The sequence below is a fragment of the Erwinia sp. TECH1 genome (assembly GCF_054057575.1).
Genome location: NZ_JBSRZK010000001.1, coordinates 4,162,351 through 4,183,675, shown reverse-complemented (window position 1 = coordinate 4,183,675; position 21,325 = coordinate 4,162,351). Strand labels below are relative to the sequence as shown.

Annotated in this window: 24 protein-coding genes and 1 tRNA gene; 13 read left to right on the top strand and 12 right to left on the bottom strand. The window is 55.8% G+C overall.

Features of this window, described 5'->3' with window-relative positions:
- Positions 1-5 precede the first annotated feature (5 nt).
- Both ACVWZ0_RS19595 and pepA read right to left on the bottom strand, forming a co-directional pair.
- Positions 6-464: a DNA polymerase III subunit chi gene (locus tag ACVWZ0_RS19595; RefSeq protein WP_253458001.1), complete on the bottom strand. Its 459-nt coding sequence runs from the start codon at positions 462-464 to the stop codon at positions 6-8.
- 3 nt (positions 465-467) lie between these two features.
- Positions 468-1,976: a leucyl aminopeptidase gene (gene pepA, locus ACVWZ0_RS19590; protein ID WP_253458004.1), complete on the bottom strand. Its 1,509-nt coding sequence runs from the start codon at positions 1,974-1,976 to the stop codon at positions 468-470.
- 290 nt (positions 1,977-2,266) lie between these two features.
- Here pepA and lptF point away from each other — a divergent pair, with 290 nt between their 5' ends.
- Both lptF and lptG read left to right on the top strand, forming a co-directional pair.
- Positions 2,267-3,367, top strand: a complete 1,101-nt coding sequence (gene lptF / locus ACVWZ0_RS19585; RefSeq protein WP_253458008.1) for an LPS export ABC transporter permease LptF — start codon at positions 2,267-2,269, stop codon at positions 3,365-3,367.
- Entirely contained in the window at positions 3,367-4,443 is a 1,077-nt protein-coding gene (gene lptG, locus ACVWZ0_RS19580) for an LPS export ABC transporter permease LptG (RefSeq protein WP_253458011.1), read from the top strand. The genes lptF and lptG overlap by 1 nt, the downstream gene beginning before the upstream one ends.
- Positions 4,444-4,700: 257 nt before the next feature.
- Here the strand turns inward: lptG and ACVWZ0_RS19575 are convergent, their stop codons facing one another.
- A complete protein-coding gene (locus tag ACVWZ0_RS19575) occupies positions 4,701-4,946 on the bottom strand; it encodes a hypothetical protein (protein ID WP_253458014.1) in 246 nt (81 codons plus the stop codon).
- 347 nt (positions 4,947-5,293) lie between these two features.
- Between ACVWZ0_RS19575 and ACVWZ0_RS19570 the strand changes: the two genes are divergently transcribed.
- Positions 5,294-5,701: a YsnF/AvaK domain-containing protein gene (locus ACVWZ0_RS19570; RefSeq protein WP_253458017.1), complete on the top strand. Its 408-nt coding sequence runs from the start codon at positions 5,294-5,296 to the stop codon at positions 5,699-5,701.
- A 22-nt stretch (positions 5,702-5,723) separates the two neighbouring features.
- Positions 5,724-6,764, top strand: coding sequence for a YsnF/AvaK domain-containing protein (locus ACVWZ0_RS19565; protein WP_253458032.1), 1,041 nt, complete (start codon positions 5,724-5,726; stop codon positions 6,762-6,764).
- A 66-nt stretch (positions 6,765-6,830) separates the two neighbouring features.
- On the opposite strand, the gene ACVWZ0_RS19560 is transcribed toward ACVWZ0_RS19565, so the two are convergent.
- Both ACVWZ0_RS19560 and ACVWZ0_RS19555 read right to left on the bottom strand, forming a co-directional pair.
- Positions 6,831-8,108: a DUF445 domain-containing protein gene (locus ACVWZ0_RS19560; protein ID WP_253458035.1), complete on the bottom strand. Its 1,278-nt coding sequence runs from the start codon at positions 8,106-8,108 to the stop codon at positions 6,831-6,833.
- Between the two features lie 62 nt (positions 8,109-8,170).
- The gene (locus ACVWZ0_RS19555) at positions 8,171-9,703 is read right to left on the bottom strand and encodes a hypothetical protein (protein WP_253458038.1); all 1,533 of its coding nucleotides are present in this window, start codon (positions 9,701-9,703) and stop codon (positions 8,171-8,173) included.
- A gap of 160 nt (positions 9,704-9,863) precedes the next feature.
- Between ACVWZ0_RS19555 and ACVWZ0_RS19550 the strand changes: the two genes are divergently transcribed.
- Positions 9,864-10,484: a LysE family translocator gene (locus ACVWZ0_RS19550; protein ID WP_253458040.1), complete on the top strand. Its 621-nt coding sequence runs from the start codon at positions 9,864-9,866 to the stop codon at positions 10,482-10,484.
- A gap of 841 nt (positions 10,485-11,325) precedes the next feature.
- Here the strand turns inward: ACVWZ0_RS19550 and ACVWZ0_RS19545 are convergent.
- The 5 genes from ACVWZ0_RS19545 to ACVWZ0_RS19525 all read right to left on the bottom strand — a co-directional run bounded on the left by ACVWZ0_RS19545 (position 11,326) and on the right by ACVWZ0_RS19525 (position 13,829).
- The gene (locus tag ACVWZ0_RS19545) at positions 11,326-11,832 is read right to left on the bottom strand and encodes a DUF2501 domain-containing protein (RefSeq protein ID WP_253458044.1); all 507 of its coding nucleotides are present in this window, start codon (positions 11,830-11,832) and stop codon (positions 11,326-11,328) included.
- A gap of 206 nt (positions 11,833-12,038) precedes the next feature.
- Positions 12,039-12,260: a cupin domain-containing protein gene (locus ACVWZ0_RS19540; protein WP_301289804.1), complete on the bottom strand. Its 222-nt coding sequence runs from the start codon at positions 12,258-12,260 to the stop codon at positions 12,039-12,041.
- Between the two features lie 279 nt (positions 12,261-12,539).
- Positions 12,540-12,947: a hypothetical protein gene (locus tag ACVWZ0_RS19535; RefSeq protein ID WP_253458047.1), complete on the bottom strand. Its 408-nt coding sequence runs from the start codon at positions 12,945-12,947 to the stop codon at positions 12,540-12,542.
- Positions 12,925-13,341: a polymorphic toxin type 44 domain-containing protein gene (locus ACVWZ0_RS19530; protein ID WP_253458050.1), complete on the bottom strand. Its 417-nt coding sequence runs from the start codon at positions 13,339-13,341 to the stop codon at positions 12,925-12,927. Before ACVWZ0_RS19530 ends, ACVWZ0_RS19535 begins: the two co-directional genes overlap by 23 nt.
- Positions 13,338-13,829: an Hcp family type VI secretion system effector gene (locus ACVWZ0_RS19525; protein ID WP_253458053.1), complete on the bottom strand. Its 492-nt coding sequence runs from the start codon at positions 13,827-13,829 to the stop codon at positions 13,338-13,340. Before ACVWZ0_RS19525 ends, ACVWZ0_RS19530 begins: the two co-directional genes overlap by 4 nt.
- A 220-nt stretch (positions 13,830-14,049) precedes the next feature.
- Between ACVWZ0_RS19525 and ACVWZ0_RS19520 the strand changes: the two genes are divergently transcribed.
- Together ACVWZ0_RS19520 and ACVWZ0_RS19515 are read left to right on the top strand one after the other, a co-directional pair.
- Positions 14,050-14,134: transfer RNA gene (locus ACVWZ0_RS19520), tRNA-Leu, on the top strand.
- Between the two features lie 164 nt (positions 14,135-14,298).
- Positions 14,299-15,555 carry a tyrosine-type recombinase/integrase gene (locus ACVWZ0_RS19515; protein ID WP_253458056.1) on the top strand — a complete coding sequence of 419 codons (1,257 nt, stop codon included), beginning with the start codon at positions 14,299-14,301 and terminating at the stop codon, positions 15,553-15,555.
- Between the two features lie 317 nt (positions 15,556-15,872).
- Here ACVWZ0_RS19515 and ACVWZ0_RS19510 read toward each other — a convergent pair whose 3' ends face one another.
- On the bottom strand, positions 15,873-16,124 hold the full coding sequence (locus tag ACVWZ0_RS19510; RefSeq protein ID WP_253458058.1) for an ogr/Delta-like zinc finger family protein: 252 nt from the start codon (positions 16,122-16,124) through the stop codon (positions 15,873-15,875).
- The gene (locus tag ACVWZ0_RS19505; protein WP_253458060.1) at positions 16,121-16,834 is read right to left on the bottom strand and encodes a hypothetical protein; all 714 of its coding nucleotides are present in this window, start codon (positions 16,832-16,834) and stop codon (positions 16,121-16,123) included. Before ACVWZ0_RS19505 ends, ACVWZ0_RS19510 begins: the two co-directional genes overlap by 4 nt.
- Before the next feature lie 517 nt (positions 16,835-17,351).
- Here ACVWZ0_RS19505 and ACVWZ0_RS19500 point away from each other — a divergent pair.
- From ACVWZ0_RS19500 to ACVWZ0_RS19475, 6 genes are read left to right on the top strand one after another with little or no spacing between them, the layout of a single operon-like run.
- Positions 17,352-17,609 (top strand): helix-turn-helix transcriptional regulator, encoded by a 258-nt coding sequence (locus tag ACVWZ0_RS19500; protein WP_137764398.1) that lies wholly within the window; start codon positions 17,352-17,354, stop codon positions 17,607-17,609.
- A complete protein-coding gene (locus ACVWZ0_RS19495; protein ID WP_253458063.1) occupies positions 17,606-17,854 on the top strand; it encodes a hypothetical protein in 249 nt (82 codons plus the stop codon). Before ACVWZ0_RS19500 ends, ACVWZ0_RS19495 begins: the two co-directional genes overlap by 4 nt.
- Positions 17,855-17,867: 13 nt before the next feature.
- Positions 17,868-18,392, top strand: coding sequence for a host cell division inhibitor Icd-like protein (locus ACVWZ0_RS19490; RefSeq protein ID WP_253458065.1), 525 nt, complete (start codon positions 17,868-17,870; stop codon positions 18,390-18,392).
- Complete coding sequence (locus ACVWZ0_RS19485; RefSeq protein WP_253458068.1) at positions 18,389-18,655, top strand: hypothetical protein; 267 nt, start codon at positions 18,389-18,391, stop codon at positions 18,653-18,655. The genes ACVWZ0_RS19490 and ACVWZ0_RS19485 overlap by 4 nt, the downstream gene beginning before the upstream one ends.
- Positions 18,645-18,980, top strand: a complete 336-nt coding sequence (locus ACVWZ0_RS19480) for a DUF5375 family protein (RefSeq protein ID WP_253458071.1) — start codon at positions 18,645-18,647, stop codon at positions 18,978-18,980. The genes ACVWZ0_RS19485 and ACVWZ0_RS19480 overlap by 11 nt, the downstream gene beginning before the upstream one ends.
- Before the next feature lie 11 nt (positions 18,981-18,991).
- Positions 18,992-21,310: a primase-helicase zinc-binding domain-containing protein gene (locus tag ACVWZ0_RS19475; protein WP_253458074.1), complete on the top strand. Its 2,319-nt coding sequence runs from the start codon at positions 18,992-18,994 to the stop codon at positions 21,308-21,310.
- Positions 21,311-21,325: the final 15 nt, after the last annotated feature.

Below are 21,325 nucleotides of genomic sequence, written 5' to 3'. Positions count from 1 at the left end.
TTCTGCTATGTCGTTGGGGGCACGGGCGGCGTGGCCGTATTCAAGTGGAATCCGACGCTGCGATAGGCTTTATAGCGATCGCGCGCCAGCTGTTTCAATTCTTCTTCGTAAGGCACGAAGTCTATCACTTCCTGGAAAGCGGTGGCAAAATCTGCGAACTGCGGCAGCAGGCTGATCAGCAGATCTCTTGGCGCGTTGCCGCGGCGCTGCGGCCAGGCCAGCTCGACCGGCGCGCCGTATTTCGGCCCTTCGCCCGCCAGATTGTGCGGCACAAAGGCGCTGGCCGGACGGCGCCACAGCGCTTCATCCAGGCGGATCGCCTGCGCTTCATCTTCGCAGGCGACCAGCACGCGCTTTCCCTCGCGCCAGCGCGTTTCCGCCAGCTCGCAGACCAGCGCTTCCAGCGCGCTGAGCCCGTCAACCGGCGTGTCGCTTTCCAGCAAATAGAAGGTGGCGTTTTTCATGATTTAGTCGTCGCCGTTCAGACCGGCGCGGTTCAGCAGGAACTGCGACAGCAGGGCGACCGGACGACCGGTAGCGCCTTTGGCCTTGCCGGAGCGCCACGCCGTACCGGCGATATCCAGATGTGCCCAGTTATATTTGCGCGTAAAGCGAGCCAGGAAGCAGGCTGCGGTGATTGCGCCGCCGGGACGGCCGCCGATGTTTGCCATATCCGCAAAGTTAGAATCCAGCTGCTCCTGATATTCGTCGGCCATCGGCAGACGCCAGGCGCGGTCGCCCGCCTGTTCAGAAGCGCCGATCAGCTCGTGCGCCAGCGGGTTATGGTTCGACAGCAGGCCGCTGACGTGATGGCCCAGCGCAATCACGCAGGCGCCGGTCAGCGTCGCCACGTCGATAACCACGTCCGGATCGAAACGTTCGACGTAGGTCAGCGCGTCGCACAGCACCAGACGGCCTTCCGCATCGGTATTCAGCACTTCAACGGTCTGGCCGGACATAGTGGTCAGCACGTCGCCGGGACGATAGGCGCGGCCGCCAGGCATGTTTTCACAGCCCGCCAGCACGCCAACCACGTTCAGCGGTAGTTTCAGCTCGGCCACCATGCGCATCACGCCGTAAACGGAGGCCGCGCCGCACATATCATATTTCATCTCGTCCATGGCTTCGCCAGGCTTAATCGAGATGCCGCCGGAGTCAAAGGTCACGCCTTTGCCGACCAGCACGATAGGACGGCTGTCCGCGTCCGGGTTACCTTTGTATTCGATCACCGACATCAGCGATTCGTTCTGCGAACCGGCGCCGACGGCGAGATAGGCATTCATGCCCAGCTCTTTCATTTGCTGTTCGCCAATCACGCGCGTGGTGACGTTGCTCCAGCCGTCCGCCAGCTGGCGCGCCTGAGAGGCAAGATAGGCGGCGTTGCAGATGTTCGGCGGCATATTGCCGAGATCCTTGGCGGCTTTGACGCCGGCGGCCACGGCCAGGCCATGCTGGATGGCGCGCTCGCCGCTGGTCAGCTCGCGACGGGTCGGCACATTAAACACCATTTTACGCAGCGGGCGACGCGGTTCGACTTTGTTGCTTTTCAGCTGATCGAAGCTGTAAAGCGTCTCTTTCGAGGTTTCCACCGCCTGGCGGACTTTCCAGTAAGTGTTGCGGCCTTTCACGTGCAGTTCAGTCAGGAAGCAGACCGCTTCCATCGAGCCGGTATCGTTCAGGGTGTTAATTGTCTTCTGGATCACCTGCTTGTACTGACGTTCGTCCAGCTCGCGCTCTTTGCCGCAGCCGATCAGTAAAATGCGCTCGGAGAGAATATTCGGCACATGATGCAGCAGCAGCGTCTGGCCGACTTTTCCTTCCAGCTCGCCGCGACGCAGCAGGGCGCTGATGTAGCCGTCGCTGATTTTATCCAGCTGTTCAGCAATGGGTGACAGCCTGCGCGGCTCAAACACGCCTACCACAATGCAGGCACTGCGCTGCTTTTCCGGGCTACCGCTTTTTACACTGAACTCCATGCACTCTCCTGAATCTTAAAGACAACGGCGCTTGCTGCGGCTAGAATATAGCGCTTGTTAACCGCATAATGCCGGGGCAACGCGCCGTGTAGCGTTACGGGCGTCAGATTTTGTTCGGGTGATGCCCCTTAGGAATAATCGGGTAAACGTTTTTTTTTGCATCACCGGAACGCGATTATTGTCATACTAGTTTAGCTACGACCGAGGCCATTGATGAGAAAAAATGGCGTATAAGCGATGAAACTATCGATTTTCCTGCAAAAAGACAAGTTTTCACAGGCGTATTCAGCGTGATTATCATTAGATATCTGGTAAGAGAGACGCTCAAAAGCCAGCTGGCTATCCTCTTTATTCTGCTACTGATCTTCTTTTGTCAGAAGTTAGTCAGGATCCTGGGAGCCGCGGCGGATGGCGAAATTCCCACAAATTTAGTTCTGACACTGTTAGGCCTTGGCGTTTCAGAGATGGCGCAGCTCATTTTGCCGTTAAGCCTCTTTTTAGCCATTTTGATGACGCTTGGCCGTCTGTACACCGAGAGTGAAATCACCGTGATGCACGCCTGCGGCCTGAGCAAGGCCGTATTGGTGAAGGCGGCGATGGTGCTGATGCTGTTTACCGCAGTGGTCGCCGCGGCGAACGTCGCCTGGCTTGGCCCGTGGTCGGCGCGCTATCAGAATGAGGTGACGAAGAACGCTAAGGCTAACCCTGGCGCGGCGGCGCTGGCTGCCGGGCAGTTCCAGCAGTCGGGCGACGGTCAGTCGGTGCTGTTTATCGAAAACGTGAAGGGCAACAATTTCGGTAACGTCTTCCTGGCGCAGCTGCGGCCTAAAGGCAACGCGCGTCCTTCGGTCGTGATGGCGGATAAAGGCCATATGACGCAGCGCGCCGACGGCTCGCAGATAGTGACGCTGGATAAAGGCACGCGCTTTGAAGGCACGGCGCTGCTGCGTGATTTCCGCATTACCGATTTCCAGAACTATCAGGCCATCGTCGGGCATCAGGAAGTGCTGCTGGATCCCAACGACGCCGAGCAGATGAACTTCAGCGCGCTGCGCCATTCCGACAGGCCGGAGTTCCGCAGCGAGCTGCACTGGCGCTTTACGCTGGTGTTCTCGGTGTTGGTGATGGCGCTGATGGTGGTGCCGCTCAGCGTGGTGAACCCGCGCCAGGGCCGCGTGCTTTCTATGCTTCCCGCGATGCTGCTGTATCTGGTGTTCTTCCTGCTGCAAAGCTCGCTGCGCTCCAGCGGCTCGAAAGGACGTCTCGATCCGGCTATCTGGATGTGGGTGGTGAACCTCTCCTATCTGGCGCTGGCGATCCTTCTTAACCTGTGGGATACGGTGCCGATGCGCCGTCTGCGCGCCCGCTTCACCCGGGGAGGATCGGTCTGATGTTTGGCGTTCTCGACAGATATATCGGTAAAACGATTTTCAACACCATTATGGCGACGCTGTTTATGCTGGTGTCGCTCTCCGGCATCATTAAGTTTGTCGATCAGCTGCGCAAAACCGGACAGGGCGACTACACCGTGGTCGGCGCCGGGCTTTACACCATCCTCAGCGTGCCAAAAGATATTGAGATCTTCTTCCCTATGGCCGCGCTGCTGGGCGCGCTGCTGGGCCTGGGCGCGCTGGCGCAGCGCAGCGAGCTGGTGGTGATGCAGGCTTCCGGCTTTACCCGGATGCAGATTGCCGCTTCGGTGATGAAAACGGCGATCCCGCTGGTGCTGCTGACCATGGCTATCGGCGAGTTCGTGGCGCCGCAGGGCGAGCAGATGGCGCGTAACTATCGTGCGCAGCAGCTGCTGGGCGGTTCGCTGCTCTCCACGCAGAACGGGCTGTGGGCGAAGGATGGCGATAACTTTATCTTTATCGAACGCCTGAAGGACAACAGCGAGCTGGGCGGCGTCAGTATCTACAACTTTAACAAGGAGCGCCGTTTACAGACGGTGCGCTATGCGGCTTCTGCCAAATACAACACGGACAAAAAGCAGTGGGATCTGTCGGAAGTGGACGAGTCTAATCTGACCAATCCGCAGCAGGTTACGGGCAGCCAGACCCTGACCGGCGAATGGAAAACCTCGCTGACGCCGGACAAGCTGGGCGTGGTGGCGCTGGATCCGGACGCGTTGTCGATTAGCGGGCTGTATAACTACACCAAATACCTTAAGCAGAGCGGACAGGTTGCGGGCCGCTATCAGCTGAATATGTGGAGCAAGATCTTCCAGCCGCTGTCGGTGGCGGTGATGATGCTGATGGCGCTGTCGTTTATTTTTGGGCCGCTGCGCAGCGTTTCGATGGGGATGCGCGTGGTCACGGGCATCAGCTTCGGCTTCCTGTTTTACGTGCTGGATCAGATCTTCGGGCCGCTCAGCCTGGTATATAACATTCCGCCAGTGCTTGGCGCGCTGCTGCCAAGCGCCGCCTTTATGGCTATCAGCGTCTATATGCTGCTGAAGCGCCGTTAACGCTCCCGGCCGCAGGTGCTCCGCCTGCGGCCACGGTTCAGCCCCGCTTTTTATCCGCTTTCCTGCCTGCCAGCCGTCGTAGCTATCCAATGGACTTTTCTTTGCACCAGCCGTCGTAGCCTTTTAGCCTCTTTTATCTGCACGACAGACATCCTGGCTCTTCCGCCGCCTTATCCTTTCTGGCAGCCGTCGTAGCTTTCCTGGCGGTTTTTCTTCACAGCAGCCGTCGTGGCTCTTCGGCCGCTTTATCCTTTCTGTCAGCTGTCGCATCTTTCCTGGCGATTTTTTTCACACCAGCCGTCGTGGCTGTTCAGCCGCTTTTTCAGTGCGTCAGCCGTTGTGGCTTTGTGGCTGTTTTTTCCTTTCAACGGGCGCCATCGCTGCTCGCTTTCGCTGACCTTAACGCTTTCCCGGCTGCTTTCTGCCTGCCGTTTTGCGCTTTCCGCTGGCAGCGTGCTGCGTCTTTCGTCAGTTTTGTCATCTCTGCGCGGCCCGTGGTTCATAAGCATTGCCCAGACAGCGGCGTGCAGCAGCCTTCAGTGCCGGCACCGCAAAAGAGAGGCGTACGTATTATTTACCAGTATTTTTATGCTGTTAGAAAGAAGGGGTTGCCACTTATATAAGTAACCTGTGCGCAAGGCAATATAAAGCAGAAAAAGTTCAATCAATATTTAAAAATAGTTAATGTATATATAATTAAATCGCTTACAAAATCTGTTACATTTTTCCGCTTAATTGGGGAGGCAGTCTCGAAACAGTCTACTACTATTAATGGCGTGTGCAACAAAACGTGGCGCCGGATAAGAAGATTTTTTAGTCTGTGGGGCTTTAAATCTCAGGAGTTAATTTTATGGGAAATAAAAACGCGCCGCTTACTGAAAAAGTCAAAGAGGCCGTCTCGATGCCGCTTGCTGAAGAGCAGGCTACCATCTCTAAGCAGCGCAAGGTTCACAGTCGGATTAGTCTGACGCGCTCTACGCAACAGGTAGAGAAATTACTGGAAACCGAGCTAACGCATGAGCATGTTGAAATCGAGCACGTTCCTATGAATTATCAGGTTGCCGATGATTATTCTGCTGAGATCCGTCAGGAAGGGGATGTTTTTATTATTCCCGTGATTGAAGAGCAGGTAGAAATAATCACTAAGCGGGTGCTTAAGGAAGAAATTCATATTCATAAGCATACCAGTAAAGAAGAGTTTCAGCAGAAAGTCACTCTGCGTAACCAGGAAGTAAAAATTACGAAGCAGAAACTTTAAACCTATTAACGAGGATCTATTTATGTCACATGAAAAAATCGTCACCGCATTTAATGAAGTTTCACAGGCGGAAGCGGCAAAACAGAAATTGATCGTCGAAGGTATTGCAGAGAAAAACATCGATATCATCTCCGGGGAAAGATTACGCGTAGAAGATAAAGAAATCCGTCATCCAAGCTTCTGGCAGCGCCTGTTTGGCGATGACGTTGATGATGATTACGCAAGCGAATACAGCAAGGCTATCCGTTCAGGCGGTGTGCTGCTGACGGTTCGCGCTCCGAAAGATGAAGCTGACCACATTGAACAGGAGTTGAGCGCCTTTGCCGCCGACTACTCTTCACTGAGCCATACGGATCGCGACCCGATTAACCGTAACTATGCGGGTGAAACCAACGATCGCGGCCTGCTTACCGGTGACCAGACGGGTGCGCTGAATACCACTACCGCGCCGCTGTCCAATACCGGCACCACCGGCACGCTGGCAGACGATACGCTGCTTAACGAACGCGATTCGCTGCGTAACGAACAGGATTCACTGCTTAATCGTGACCGCACCGACCTTGCCGTTTCTGAAACCGACCGCGATTCGCTGAAGCTGGCGGAAGAGCAGGTGGATATCGGCAAACGCCAGATTAATGATGGTTCCGTACGCCTGCGTCGTTTCACCGTAGAAGATGAAGTCTCGGAAGATGTTTCGCTGTACGACCAGCACGCAGAAGTCTTCCGTCACGCGGTGGATGAGCCAGCCTATCTGAACGACGTGGACTGGTCAGAAAAAACCATCGAAGTTGAGGAATCTCATGAGATCCCAACCGTTGCGAAAACCGCGCGTATTAAAGAAGAAGTGGGCCTGCGCGGCGAAGAGACCGCTCGCGTCGAAACCGTGAAAGACAGCGTGCGTCGTCAGGAAGTGGAGGTTGAGCATACCAATGAAAATCGTACGCACAACACCAACGCCCTTAAAAACGACGTAACCCGCACCGAGACCAACCTGCGGGAAAACGAGCTGACCGACGACAAGCTGGCACCGAATAAACTGACCGATGCCGACAAGAAGTACTAATCGCTAAACTGACAACGTTTTAGTGAAAGGCATGTAAGCCCGCGTCGAAAGACGCGGGCTTTGTCGTTATAGCAGCGCCGGAAGCTGCGACAGCAGCCACAGCAGCAGGCCAATTACGCCGCCCACCACCGTGCCGTTGATACGGATGCGCTGCAGATCCTTGCCGATATTTAACTCTACCTGGTGCGACATATCCTTCGCATCCCAGCTTTTCACCGTATCGCTGATATGACGGCTTAAAAAGTCCGAGAACTCTGGTGCAACGCTTATCGCCGCCTCTTCCATATGCTGATTCAGCGACGCCCGCAGCTGCGCATCCTGGGTTAAGGTTTCGCCCAGCCACTGTGCGGAAGCGCTGACTTTGCCGTGCAGCACCGAGTCTTCTTTATCCAGATCCTGCTTCAGCCAGCTGCGTAAATCGCCCCACAGCTGCGCGATATAGCTGTTCAGCGTCTCGTCCTGCTTCAGATAAGTTTTGATCTCTTCCGCTTTCAGCTGCATCTCCGGATCGCTGCGCAGCCGCTCGATCAGACGCTGTACCGCACGATTGAAGCCCTGACGTAGCTCGTGCGCGCCGTCCTGCTCTATATCGTTAAGGATCGATTTCACCGCGTTGGCCGCCAGCTCGGCACTTTTTTCACCTACCCATTCCGTCGGCAGCATCTTCTCTTTAATAGGATGCTCGCGCTTCAGCCAGCGCATCACCTGCTGCGCAATAAACTCGTGCGTGCCTGGCTTGTTGATCAGATGCAGCAGCTGGCTGATGGCGTCGTCCAGCAGTGCCTGATGACGATTGTTTTTGGTCAGGCTCTCCAGCACCAGCGCCGCCGACTGCGTCAGATCGACCTTATCAATAGCCTTGTGGATAGCGCGCCGCATAAACGCCTGGATACGCGAGTCGTCAGCCAGATCGAGAAAGCCGCGCACGACTTTCAGCAAATAGCCGCTGATGCGGGCGGCGTTAGCCGGTTCGCTCAGCCAGCGGGCGATGATCTGCGCCGGATCGTGACGGCGGATTAACGTCAACAGCGAATCGGTGTTCAGGAACTTATCCTGCACGAACAGCGCCAGGTTATCGGCAATGCGATCCTTGTTGCGCGGCACAATCGCGGTATGGCGGCCAACCAGCGGGATCGGCACGCGCCTGAACAGCGCACTGACCGCGAACCAGTCCGCCAGCGCGCCGACCATCGCCGCTTCCGACACGGCTTTTAAAGCGCCGATCCACAGGTTCGTCGGCCGCCAGAGGGGATAAAGCACGGTGGCGATAAACAGCAGCGCCGCGAAGCATAACAGCAGCAGCGGCAGACGTTTGGCTTGCGCCAGTTCGGTTTCTTTATTCATAAAAGCTTGCCTGCTCCCGGGCGGATTTAGCAAAAATTAAACGAGGCGGTTTTAGTCGGGCCTCAGTATAGCTCTTCAATGGGATCGGTTTTCCAGGTGTAGTTGCTTAACTGCCAGCTGTTAAAATCGACGAGGAAATGCGCCTGTTCGCCGTTGACGATATCGGTGACGATGCCTTCGTGTACGCTGCCGGTTTTCTCCCGCCAGCTGGCAATCAGCGCCGGCTGGCCCGCTTTTTCCTCCACGCGCAGCCAGACGCGATCCAGAATCTCATCACCCTGCGCTTTCCGGCCGTCGGCGAGGATCAGTTGGGTGGTGGCCGCTGGCGTCATCATCAGCGTGGTTACCCACAGGCCGCGATCGGTTGTCTGGAAAAAATCACTGACTTTTTGCAGGCGGCCCGCGGTCAGCGGCTGCGCTTTGACGATGGCGTCCACCAGCGCAGCGTTGCCGAACAGACTTTCCGGCTGCTTAACGGCGCTGCTGGTTTTATCCAGAGAGAAGTGGAGATAGGGTTTGCCGTTGCTAAAATCGGAAAGGGCCAGCTGCAAACCCTTATCCATTTGCGTGGAGATAAATCGCGCCAGCGCGGGAACATCCGGCGCGGCAGCTTTCAGCCCGTGTTCGATGCGGGCGAAAATCAGCGAAGGATAATAACCAGACCAGACATAGCTTTCCTGCTGCTGCTGTGCCTGCTGCTGCCGACGCAGCTCGGCGATCAGCTTATCGATCTCAGGGCCGTCGGCACCGATATCAATGAGGTAGCTGGCCAGCTCAACACGGTTACGAGGTGACTTAAAGGTGTTCAGGTTCGCTTCGGCAAACTGGCGCGCGCGTTGCTCGTCAAACTGCCGCACGTTGGTGAAAGCATCGGTCAGAATACTTTCGTCATAGCGGCCACTGCGATCGTCCAGCATTTGCAGCGTCAACGGATAAAGCGAGCGTTCCGCTTTCATCGCCTCCAGCACGGCCACTTTTTTATCATTGTTGAATGCATTGTTACCGAGGATATCGGCAATCTTTTTGCCCGTGTCATCCGCCATTACCCGACCAAATATGCCCCGGCTGGCGATAATCAGATGCAGCGCGTCTCTGAACTGATAATCGTCGGAGGCGGGATTGAGGATGATGGCCATCAGGCGCTGTGTTTCAGCGGCGTTAAGATGGGGCTGGCTGCCGCCGCCACGGGCATTGTCTCTGGCAAAGCGTAGCGTCAGCGAGTCGAGCAGGGCGCTGGTGCGCAGCTCATCCATAACCCGATAACCGCCGCTGTTTTCATCGTCAAAGCGCAGCCAGCCGTTCACCTTATCGGTAACGATAGCCGTCATTTTGCTGCTTACGCCGGAGATACCGACAAAGCCCGCCAGCGTCAGCACGGTAGCGAAAACGGCGAACATGCCCAAAATCCATTTGCGGGTGTTATCCAGCACCGACAGGGTTTTGTTGATGGCGCTTTCGGTGATTTTTGCTTCAGCGTTATCAATTTTGTCGCTGACCTGTTGCAGCAGGCGAAGGTTTTCCTCGCGCAGCTTTTCCAGCTCGGCCTTGTGCTGCTGCGTATCCCGCTCTATCAGCAGCTTCGTTAGATCATGCATCGTTTTCTCACTACAGAAAAAGTTAACTGTTGGCGGTTAACGATAATGCAGGCTGGTGCCCGGAGATGCAAACTGCCGCGCTGCGGAAAAAAGCGTAAAGGGAAGGTGGCAGCCGCAGCAAACTTCTGTAATTTATTTATTTTTGCGGCGAGGAAAAAAGATGGATGCGAACATTATTGCAGTAGCCACGATTGGCGGCGCGCTGGCGCTGGGTGCCATGAGCCCTGGCCCGAGTTTTATTATGGTGGCGCGTACGGCGGTGGCGTCTTCGCGACGTGCAGGCATGGGCGCGGCGCTGGGAATGGGCATCGGCTCGATAGTGATTTCATTAATTGCGCTAATGGGCCTGCATACGCTGCTGGCGGCGGTGCCGTGGCTGTGGCTGGTGCTGAGGACCGGCGGAGGGCTTTATCTGCTGTGGATGGCGTTTAAGATGTTCCGCCACGCGCGTGAGCCGCTGCATATGGAGAACAGCGGCAGCATGGGGAAAAGCTTTCGCCGTGCCTTTTTAACCGCTTTTATTACGCAAATCAGTAACCCTAAAACGGCGGTGGTGTTTGCCGGGATTTTTGCCGCGCTGCTGCCGAGCCACATTACGCCAGCGATGTACGTGGCGCTGCCGGTGGTGTCGATGCTGGTGGATGGCCTGTGGTATGCCTTTGTGGCCTGGGCGCTGTCCTCCAGCGGGCCGCGTAATACCTATTTGCGCTATAAGGCGACGTTCGACCGTATCGGCGGCAGCGTGATGGCCGCGCTGGGCATTAAGCTGATAGTGAAGTAGGCAAGACGGGGACTTCGAAGGCCGGAGGCGTGTATGGAAGAAGCGGTTTGCTGTGGGCCGCGTTTTTGTGTGAGGAGTTTGTGTGGGGAGCGTGTTTAGAAACGGAGACAGGGCGAATTTTTGTGGTGCGGAGAGTGCGTCAGGGAAAGGGGCGGATTTCTGTGGTGCACGGAGTGCTCTGTAAGAAAAGGGCCGGTTTTCTGTGGTGCCTGGAGCGCTCTGTAAGAAAAGAGCCTGTTTTCTGTGAAATCGGGGAATGTGCCGGGAACCCGATCGGATCGTAAAGACGCAAAAAGCGTCGTCCCTGACAGCTCGGCCTGCGCCGTCCATGGCGCAGGACGCTTTACTAACCCGCTCGTGTTCCCGCCACTTCAAGGTTTGGCGTGGCCTGTAGGATTGATCGGGGGACGGCTGTGGCTTTGGCGTGGTTTATAAGTTTGGTCAGTGGGCTGTTGTGGCTTTGACGTGGTTTATAAGCCTGGTCTTTGGGCTATTGTGACTTTGACGCGGCCTGAAAGTCTGGCTGGTGAACGGTTGTGGGTTTGATGTGGTTTATAAGTGAGGCCGATGAGGCTTTTGGCATTGTCTGCAAGCGGGAACGTTCGGCATTGTCTGCAAGGGTAGCTAGTGTTCTGCTGTAGCTTCGGTCTGGTTTACGAGCGTAACCAGCGGGCGGCTGTGATTTTGGCGTGGTGAATGAGTCGCTGTAGCTTTTGGGCTGAAGTAAGGAGCAGCTTCTGCTTTGAGCACGACAGGACGCTTTCGCTAATCGGTTGATCTGTCTGTGCAGAGAGTGGAGGCATCTGCACCGTCCTTGGCGCAGAGGCTTGGTGATAATGGCCTAGGAGATAAACTGCTTGCTTTGTTTCAACACCAGATCGCAGGCTTTGGTTTTCACCTTCTTGCCTAATTCGGTGTTGCCCAGACTTTTCAGGTTCACCTGCTGATCGCTGCCGGTATTCAACAGGCCCATCAGACCTTGTTTATAGTCGGTAGTTTCCTGTGCTTTCGCCGTGTCGGTCAGGCCCAGCTTGCTCAGCAGCTGATCCTTTACAGAACTCACATTGTTATTTACCACATTGTTCTGCACGCAGTACTGCAACACGCCTGCGGCATTGGTCATGCTGTTAGCGCTGAGCTGCTGATTGCCGCCGTTCAGCAGGCCGGCCAGCGCACCCAGCGACATACCGTTATTCTGCGTGGTAGTTGATGCAGAGTTAGCATTGTTCTGGCTCAGCGTGTTGGCAGCATTGCTGAGCTGATCCTGCCAGCTTGCGGCCGAAGCCACGCCAGCGAACAGGGAAGATGAAACCGTTAATGCCAACGCTATCTTGGTTGTTGCTTTCATTTTTATACCTTCTTTAAATTGTCCGGCACGACCTGTTCCCGGCGCGCACCGATCTCCACAGTGGGACTGCGGGATTAGCCTGGAGTTCCGTATCGGGCGACAGCCCGGCTCGGCAAACCCGGCTTTAAGAGTAGTCCTGGAACTGCTTATTCAGTAAGGCGTTTCATCTTTATGTTGAAACTGCGGCTTGCTATCTTCTGTCATGACTAACTGTAGGTCGTCATCAGGATAGCTGACGCTGTCGCCAGCGGAACCTCCAGATAATGTGCCTCCTCGCTGCCCGGATTCATCAGCTGATGCACATTGCCCGTTCCCACTTTCACACCCGCACACATGCCGGGTGCCAGTTTCGTTTCGCCAGCGATCGGCACCGGGTGCCCGGAAAGGATATAGATAAACTCATCCTGCTTTGTATGCGAATGCCGCAGCGCCGACAGCCGCCAGGCAAAATGCGCGTAAGGTTAACGCCAAAGTTGCTGAGGCCAATCGCCAGGGCGATGCTTGATGTGTTGGTCGGCAAGTGCCGCAAAAGGCTGCGGATAAAGGGAAGGGCTGGTTACGGCAGTGGCTTCTGCGGCGGTGACGGCTGTGGAATAGGCTAAGAAAGGAGGAGTCGGGAAGTTGGAATATTTGGGAGCGGCGGTCATAAGGTTTCTTTGTGGCTGATGATAAAGGTCAGGGTAGACGTTAAGAACGACAAGCCGCTTTCAGAAAGGTGAGGATGTCAGATAAATAGTGGTCGAGTAGCTGGCCACGTTAGTGAAACGATAGACGTCTCCCTTAACAGAGAGATGGATGGCGCTGCTGTTTATCTGCATTTTGACGCTTTCGTCAGAGGTAGACAAAAATGACTTATATTTATCGCCCGCCTGTTTTAAGAAATCGCTTTCCGCTACCTCAGAAGGAACGAGATAATATTGATAAACGTTTTTTGTAGTAGCGCCAGCGCTGCCTTCCGTTACGTACAGCGTAGTAGTAGAGTTGATCTGTTGCCGCTGTATAACTGACTCTTCGAAAGGCGAAAAATTCGCTACCTTCAGAATGCCGTATGCGACGATCGCCAGTAGTAATACCGCTATAACATACCGCTTCTTAAAATCCCGTGCGCTTCGCATAGTCTATCCCTGCTCTTATCCATGTTTGATCTTCCGGATCATCGCCGTATGAGTCAGGGCCCGGATAATCAGAAAAAGCCGGTGAGCTGGTGCCTGCAAGGATTTGTGCTGCTCCCGCTGCTCTTAATAACACTTCATCAGCAATACCAGCTGCGTGGCCTACAGCACCGTAATGGAAGTTTCCAAAGTTTGCATATTGTTTGCCGCTTTGATTTTTATAATCCCAGGGGCCATGATTTTTCACCTGATGATAAAACCATATATAAGTGAGCGCTGATGGCCCATGATGAAATCTGGCTATCATCATATTATTAATAATATTTACTCCGGGAGGAGCAAAAGAAGATGCATCCCATGGCGGATGTGGTGAAGCTGCTAACGCTGGGTATCTCACGCCTGTAGCCTCTCGTTCCAGCTATCTGCAAACATCAGATTGCCGTCGCAATGCTTCCAGGTGATTTTTTCATAACGAAGCTCTACGCACTCAAGATGGTTATGTTTTTCTTTAGTAGGATCCTTCGTGTCATGCATCACTGGTGATACTCCAACGATTTTTACGTCTTCCAGTAGGATGTTGAAGTACTCCACTTCTTGACCAGCATCATTGATGTGATACCACTTGAACTCTGCTGAGTTGAGGGTTTGACCTGTAGCAACGGCTTTGTAGAGGTAGGGTGAAGAGGAGTCGAAATCCTTTTGGATGAGGACAGCAGAATGTCTTCTTGTGCCGGTAATTTTTCCTGTCATCCCATCAGTAGGAAGGCGCAGATTATGCGAGAATCCATTTACCTCAATACTGCCGTCACGATCCTTTACGTCTACAGAACCTCTGATAGCTGAGCCGCCATCATCTTTTAGCCACAGATAAGCTGGGATAGCCATAATTCCATTTCCTTATGTAGTAAGTACCCTTTTAGAAAGTGTACTTATAGGGAGGTGTCGAGTAAATGAACAATTTTAACAAGAATGGCACTATGTGAGCATGATAACCAAAAAAACAAAACGACGTTTTTTTCAGCAGTCGCTCATTCGCTTGCTGATAGGGGTTGCGGAAACAGGGGGTAAAGGTATAATCCACAACGTTTTCCGCATACCCTTCAGTGCCGAAGTGGCGAAATCGGTAGACGCAGTTGATTCAAAATCAACCGCCGCAAGGCGTGCCGGTTCGATTCCGGCCTTCGGCACCAGTATCCTGTCCATCCTCGTCCGAGGAAGTCCAAAAAACCCTTTAAAATCAATGTTTGGCCTGATTTTATCATCCGGCATCGTCCGAGCACATCCATTGCAATCCAGACCCCGCTGGGGGCATAATTGGGGGCATCCCCACTTCGATAAGAAATGTGCCCCCAAAATGAAGCTGAATGCCCGCCAGGTCGACACTGCAAAGCCTAAAGAAAAAACTTATAAAATGGCTGACGGTGGCGGTCTGTACCTTGAGGTCACGACCAAAGGATCAAAGTACTGGCGTATGAAGTACCGACGGCCAGCTGACAAAAAAGAAGACCGGCTTGCTTTTGGCGTTTGGCCGACAGTCACGCTTGCTGAGGCAAGAGCTAAGCGTGACGAAGCTAAAAAGATGTTAGGGCAGGGGATTGACCCCAAAGCTGAACAGAAAGAAGCCCAGGCTGAAAACGCCGGGGCTTATACTTTTGAAACGATCGCCCGCGAATGGCATGCCAGTAACAAGCGATGGAGTGATGATCACCGCTCACGCATTCTTCGCTACCTTGAGCTATATATTTTTCCTCATATTGGTTTGGCCGATGTACGTAAGCTGAAAACCAGCCAGCTGTTAGCACCCATTAAGGCCGTAGATGCCAGTGGCAGGCATGACGTCGCTCAGCGTCTTCAGCAGCGTGTTACGGCGATAATGCGCTATGCAGTGCAGAACGATTACATTGAATCTAACCCCGCTATTGATATGGCCGGGGCACTTTCTACCGTCAAGGCTCGCCATTACCCCGCATTACCCTTCAGCCGTTTTCCTGAATTTCTTGAGCGCCTGGCCGCATACCGTGGGCGTATCATGACCCGTATTGCTGTAGAGCTTTCATTACTAACTTTCGTCCGTTCCAGTGAGTTGCGTTTTGCCCGTTGGGATGAGTTCGATTTCAAAAGGGCTTTATGGAAAGTTCCTGCTCAGCGTAAAGAGATAGAAGGAGTTCGTTACTCCCATCGTGGCATGAAGATGAAAGAGGAGCATCTTGTACCGCTAAGCCGTCAGGTTTTAGCCCTGCTGGAAAAGTTGAAGCAGTTAAGCGGTAATAACGAGAGGCTCTTTCCCGGCGATCACGATCCTAAAAAAGTTATGAGCGAAAACACGGTTAACAATGCTCTGCGCGCTATGGGGTATGACACAAAAACCGAAGTTTGCGGGCATGGCTTCAGGACAATGGCACGGGGTGCGCTGGGTGAGTCGGGATTATGGAGTGATGATGCGATAGAGCGGCAGTTGAGCCACTCCGAGCGTAACAATGTGCGTGCTGCTTACATTCACACTTCTGAGCACCTGGATGAACGTAGATTGATGGTGCAATGGTGGGCGGATTTTCTTTATGCAAACAGTAGTGAGTACGTCTCTCCTTACGATTATGCAAAACATAAGTGAGGCATTGCGATGCGCAATTTAGCCACTCCAAAACAAAAGCGCGTTTGGCACTAAGCTATATTGCTTTTCCCCTCAGCGCGCAATGCTACCCCCGCCTCGCCTGCCCGCTTTATGCATCGTTTTTTATGCGGTTGCATGAACCGGCCGAAGCCGCGGCGGGCTTGGGCTGACGGGGTGTCTGATGCGCTGCATTCTGCATGCAAAATCATGCACTCCATGCATGCATTGCTCTTTACAAACCCGGCTGGCCAGAAAAAGGGCGTTGAAAGGACGAAAAGCGGAAACAAAAAAGCCGCTGGTTTCAGCGGCCGTTGTGGTCAGTGGAGGGTACGAAAGGCTGAGCCGTAGCGCCCGATTGTCTGGCGTTCTTTCACCGGCTCCGGGGCGACTGCGGGAAGCGGTTCGGGCTGCGGCGGCGCGGTGATGACTTTTGTGATGCTCTCGCTGGTTTTGAACGTGCAGGAGCAGTCAAGGCTGGTGCACTGGTGATAGCGTTCCTTCACCTGTTCCGACATATAGCGGCTTGATTTGGCGTGCGCCGGGCTTTTGCAGTACGGGCAGTGCATCATTTCTTTTTACCTTCCCTTATCCACGGACGGTGTACGTGGATGGCATCCCACGCCCTGCTGCGCTTAATCGGATTTGCATACAGCACCATATCCACGCCGGTGAGCGCCGGACGCCACAGGCCGATATTCTCCAGCACCGGCGCTTCGGTCAGCACCTTCTCCGGCAAAGCAGCAGCCGCACGGGTCAGCGCGTTACCAATCAGCTCCGCCACGACCTGCATATCGCTGCGCTCGTCGTCGTCTTCACGTGGATTGACCTTTTCACGCTGGAGCCGCAGGCGGATAGCCCATAACAGCGAAGGGCTGACGTTGCGCAGCGCCGACTGCCAGGTCGCGTCGGCAAACTCGTTGAAAGCCACCTGATGCGCATAGACGTATTCCTTACCCGTTACACAGGCGTTAAGCATGAAGACCTGCTTGTCCAGCTCCAACTCGGCAATCAGCCCGGTAAACTCTTCCGCCAGCTCCCGGCTGGCAATGCGCTGGCTGTGCTCCGCTTTCAGCTCGTCGGTCAGGTTGCCGCGCAGATTGCGAAAGCGGGTGCGCCAGTTCGTTTCGGCTTCCTTTCCCGCCTCGATGGCCGCCTCACGCTCCTTCTCGCAGCGGGTAATGTCGGCGCAGGTGTTGTTGTACTGTTTCATCTTCTCAAGATGCGCAGTGCGGGCTTCTTCAAAGCTTTTCAGGGTGGTGCTCTTTTCCGGGGCGCTCATAGCTTTTCTCTCTCTGTAAAGGTTGTCGCTATTCTGCTGTTCACCACCGGACAAATCATTTCATTGCTGTCTGCCTGTTGCTGAGCAAACACGGCCAAATCTTCACCGGAACCCCTCTCTGAGCTTTTAGTTTTGTATAAAACTGTTCACTACTCTTCACCTCTGAAAAAAAGATAATAAATACAGTAAGTAAAGGGGTGAACACCTGAGAATGAACTGTTCACCGGGTGTTCACCACTGTTCACCCGCTTTTAAACCGGCCTTTTTCTGGCGAGCATTTTTTCAGAGTTTTTAGCTATTAATGAATCTGAATTTCCGGTTAATTTTTTATAAATGACAATCTCTGATAATCGTTGATAAACAGTGAGCAACAGGGTGCAACAGAACGCGATTTTGCTCATTTACCACCGGACGGCGGCTTGTTTACACGGGCAAAAATATTCTCACAATAGGGGGTTACCAGCACAACACGACCGGAACCGGCCAGCGCCGCCCGGATACAAAAAGAGGTAACACCATGCTTTCCACCGCTTCACCATCCGCCCCGGCCACGCCGACCGTTAACGACCTTCAATACCCCCGCGACCGCTTTATGCGCCTGCCGGAGGTTATCAGCACCTGCGGCCTGTCCCGCTCCACCATTTACGATTTAATCTGCCGCGAGCAGTTCCCGTCGCAGATTTCCCTCGGCGGCAAGAACGTCGCCTGGCTGGCGTCGGAGATTGACGACTGGATGCAGGCCCGTATCGCGCAGCGTGCCGGAGGTGCGGCATGATTAAGCTCAATTTCGGTACCCGCAGCTATCCGCTCAGCCAGGAAGAGGCCGTGTACGTGGCAGAAAGCCTGCTTTCCGCCGTCGCAGGCAAAAAATCCACGCTGCCCGCATTCAACAGCGGCCGCCACGGCCATATTTCCGTGCTTACCGAAAAGCCGAAGCCTGCAAAGGGGAGTAAAGGTGAGCAGAGCAAGAACTTCCGATCAAATCCGCCGCAATCCGATCACGTCCTGACCGATTGCTGAGGAAAAAGGCCCGATGCGTAAAAAAAGGCTTTTTTCTGGCGAGCCGCCGGTGTACTGTTTCCCCGCTGCCGCAAAATCGGCAGCCGGGCGTGAGAACCCGAGTTACTCAATGGCGACACAACACGCGCCACGCGTGTTTTTTTATGTCGTAGCCTCTGTGCACCCATTTTTCGGGCAACGGTTCTTGAGCCGCTGTGCCGTCTTCATAATGGTGGCCCGGGCGGGGCAGCCTTCGGGCTGGCCGGTATCCATTGAGGCCGGTTTCTCACCCCCGTCCGGGCTGCCACCCGAGTGTGAGAACTCCGGTGGTGGCGTTAACCGCTACTCAATGGAGTCTGCCACTATGGCCGCAACCCTTATTTCTGCACGCATGCAGTTCACCTTTTTATTTGCCGCCGTGCGCCGCGCCGATACCGCCGCCCGTCCCTGCATGCTGCGTACCACTGCCGAAACCGAATCTGCCGCCCGCCGACTGCTGGCCCGCGATTACGTGCTGTCCTTTGCCGGTCGCCTGCCGCTCTGCGGGGTGGCCGCATGAATACCCTGTCCGCCCGACTTAACAACCACGACAGCTACCCCATTCCGCACGCCGATTTCCTGCGTCTTCAGCATGCCCACAGCGTGGGCGTGACCGTGCTCGACATGCTGAACGTGATTGAATGCTCTGGCAACCGTAAAGATGGCCCCGACGGTAACGCGCTGGCGTCCGTGGTGGCGCTGCTCACCGACCAGCTGGGGAAAGTGGTCAGCACCTGTGAATCCGTCATGCTTAACGATATGGAGGTCTCCCGTGACAATTAATCAATCCTGCCTGCCCGTTGAGGTGCGCACCGCCGTTTACCGCCGCGCCATTGCCCAGGGCTACCTCTCCGCCTGCGAGCGCTACGGCCTCGACGTCTCCGCCTCGCTGGACGAGGTGCAGATGACCATCGCGCTGGAGCTGGAAGGTTATTACGTGCGGAAGTACGGCCCGGAAAACGGCATGGACATGGCCTGCACCATGCTCAGCGAAATGGTACAGCCCGACGTGCTGGTCGCCGCGCCGCAACTGACGCGCATGGGCGAAACCATGATGGATGAACTGCTGTGCGGCCGCCTGGCCGCCTCAAAAGCCACGCTGCACTAAGGAGGCCAGCCATGAAACATATCGTCACCGACACCGTGCGCGCCGCCGCCGGTCACTGGCCGCAGCTGTTGCCCGCGCTGGGTATCAGCATCAACGCTGCCGGACAGCACTCGCCATGCCCGGTCTGCGGCGGCAAAGACCGCTTCCGCTTTGACAATCAGGCCGGTCGCGGGACGTGGGTCTGCAACCAGTGCGGCGCGGGCGACGGGCTGGCGCTGGTTGAAAAGGCGCTGGACGTCAACACAAAGGAAGCGGCATGCCGGGTGGCCGGGCTGATTGGCACGCAGCCGGTTAAGCTGGTTCAGACGTCCACAGAGAAAACCGACGAGGAAAAGGCGCAGGCGCGCCTCAAGGCAGCAAAAGAGGCCGTACGGCTTGTTACCGGTGCGAAAACACAGGCCGGTAACGCCTACCTGACGGGCAAGGGGCTGGCTGATGTCACCGCCCCAACGCTGACCACCTCAAAGCGTATCAGCGACACCACCTATCAGCCCGGCGACCTGATTGTGCCGCTGACGGACTTTTCCGGCGACACGGTTAACGCCCAGCTGATTAACGCGGACGGCGTGAAGCGCACGCTGGCGGGCGGACAGGTGAAGGAGGCGTTCCACCGCCTGGGCGAACCCGGCGACACGCTCTGGCTGACCGAGGGCTACGCCACCGGCCTGACCGTGCACCGGCTCACCGGCCAGGCAGTTTACGTCGCTCTGAGCGCCAACAACCTGCCCGCGCTGGCAGAGCGCCTGCACGCAGAGTACCCGGAGGCGATGATACTGATTGCCGCTGACAATGACGGGAATGGCACCGGCCAGCTGCGCGCCGAAGCGGCGGCAAAGCGCTGCAACAGCAAGCCCGCATTGCCACCTGTTAGCGGCGACTGGAACGACGTCTTTCAGGCGGAGGGCGAAATAGCTGCTCAGGCCATGCTGACCGCGTTTACCCAGCCGAAAGCGCTCAGCCCGTTTGAGTCGGTAAGCGAGGCTGACCTGAAGGCCATGAGCGCCAGCCAGAAGGCAGAACTGCTGGCCGCGCACTACCTCAACACGCTGGCCGTGCCGGTCGTGGGCGAAGACCTGTGCCGCTACGAGGGCGGCGCATGGCAGGTGCTGCCGTACCGCGTGCTCAGCCGTGAGATTGCCGCGCTGTTCCAGAAGGTGCGCGCGCCGTTCTCCGCCACCGGTATCGGCGGCATCGTGGACACGCTTAAGCTGATGGTGCCGCAGATGGGCGCACCGGCCCGGCGGCTGATTGGCTTTCGTAACGGAGTGTTTGACACCGCAACCGGCACCTTTGGCCCGCACAAAAAAGAGCACTGGCTCCGCACCGTTAACAGCGTGGACTACACCACGCCGAAGGCGGGCGAGAATCTGGCGGACGACGCCCCTGCCTTCTGGCAGTGGCTGACGCGGGCGGCCGGACGCAATGAGGCGAAGCAGGAGCGTATCCTCGCGGCGTTATTTATGGTGCTGGCGAACCGCTACGACTGGCAACTGTTCCTCGAAGTGACCGGCCCCGGCGGCAGCGGAAAAAGCGTAATGGCATCAATTGCCCGCCTGCTTGCAGGCGAGGACAACACCACGGCGGCGACCATAGACACGCTGGAATCGTCCCGCGAGCGTGCCTCGGTCGTGGGATACTCCTTAATAATCCTGCCGGACCAGGAAAAGTGGAGCGGCGACGGCGCGGGCATCAAGGCGATTACCGGCGGCGACGCCGTGGCGATTGACCCGAAGTACCGCGACGCCTACTCAACGCACATCCCGGCAGTAATACTGGCGGTGAACAACAACCCGATGCGCTTCAGCGACCGCAGCGGCGGCGTGTCGCGTCGCCGGGTAATCCTGCCGTTCCCGGACGTGATACCGGCAAACGAGCGCGACCCGCAGCTGCTGGAGAAGATTGCCGGTGAGCTGGCGGTTATCGTGCGCCACCTGATGCAGCGCTTCAGCCACCCGGACGACGCCCGCGAATTACTCCAGGCGCAGCAGTCGTCGGAAGAAGCGCTGGAAATCAAGCGCAGCGCCGACCCGCTGGTCGACTTCTGTGGCTATCTGACGCCGCTGAGCACGCCAACCGGGCTGTTTATCGGCAACGCCAATATCCGGCCAATGAACCCCAGACGCTACCTGTATCACGCCTATCTGTCGTTTATGGAGGCCAGAGGCCATCAGCATCCCATGAGTCTGACCGCGTTCGGCCAGGCGGTGCCGCAGACGCTGAAGGAGTATGAGATAGAGCTGCTGAAGCGCAAGACGAAGAACGGCATCCAGACCAGCCTGGAGCTGAGCGAGGACTGCGAGGCTGACTGGCTACCGCGCTGTGATGCATAAGCTAGACGACTGGCA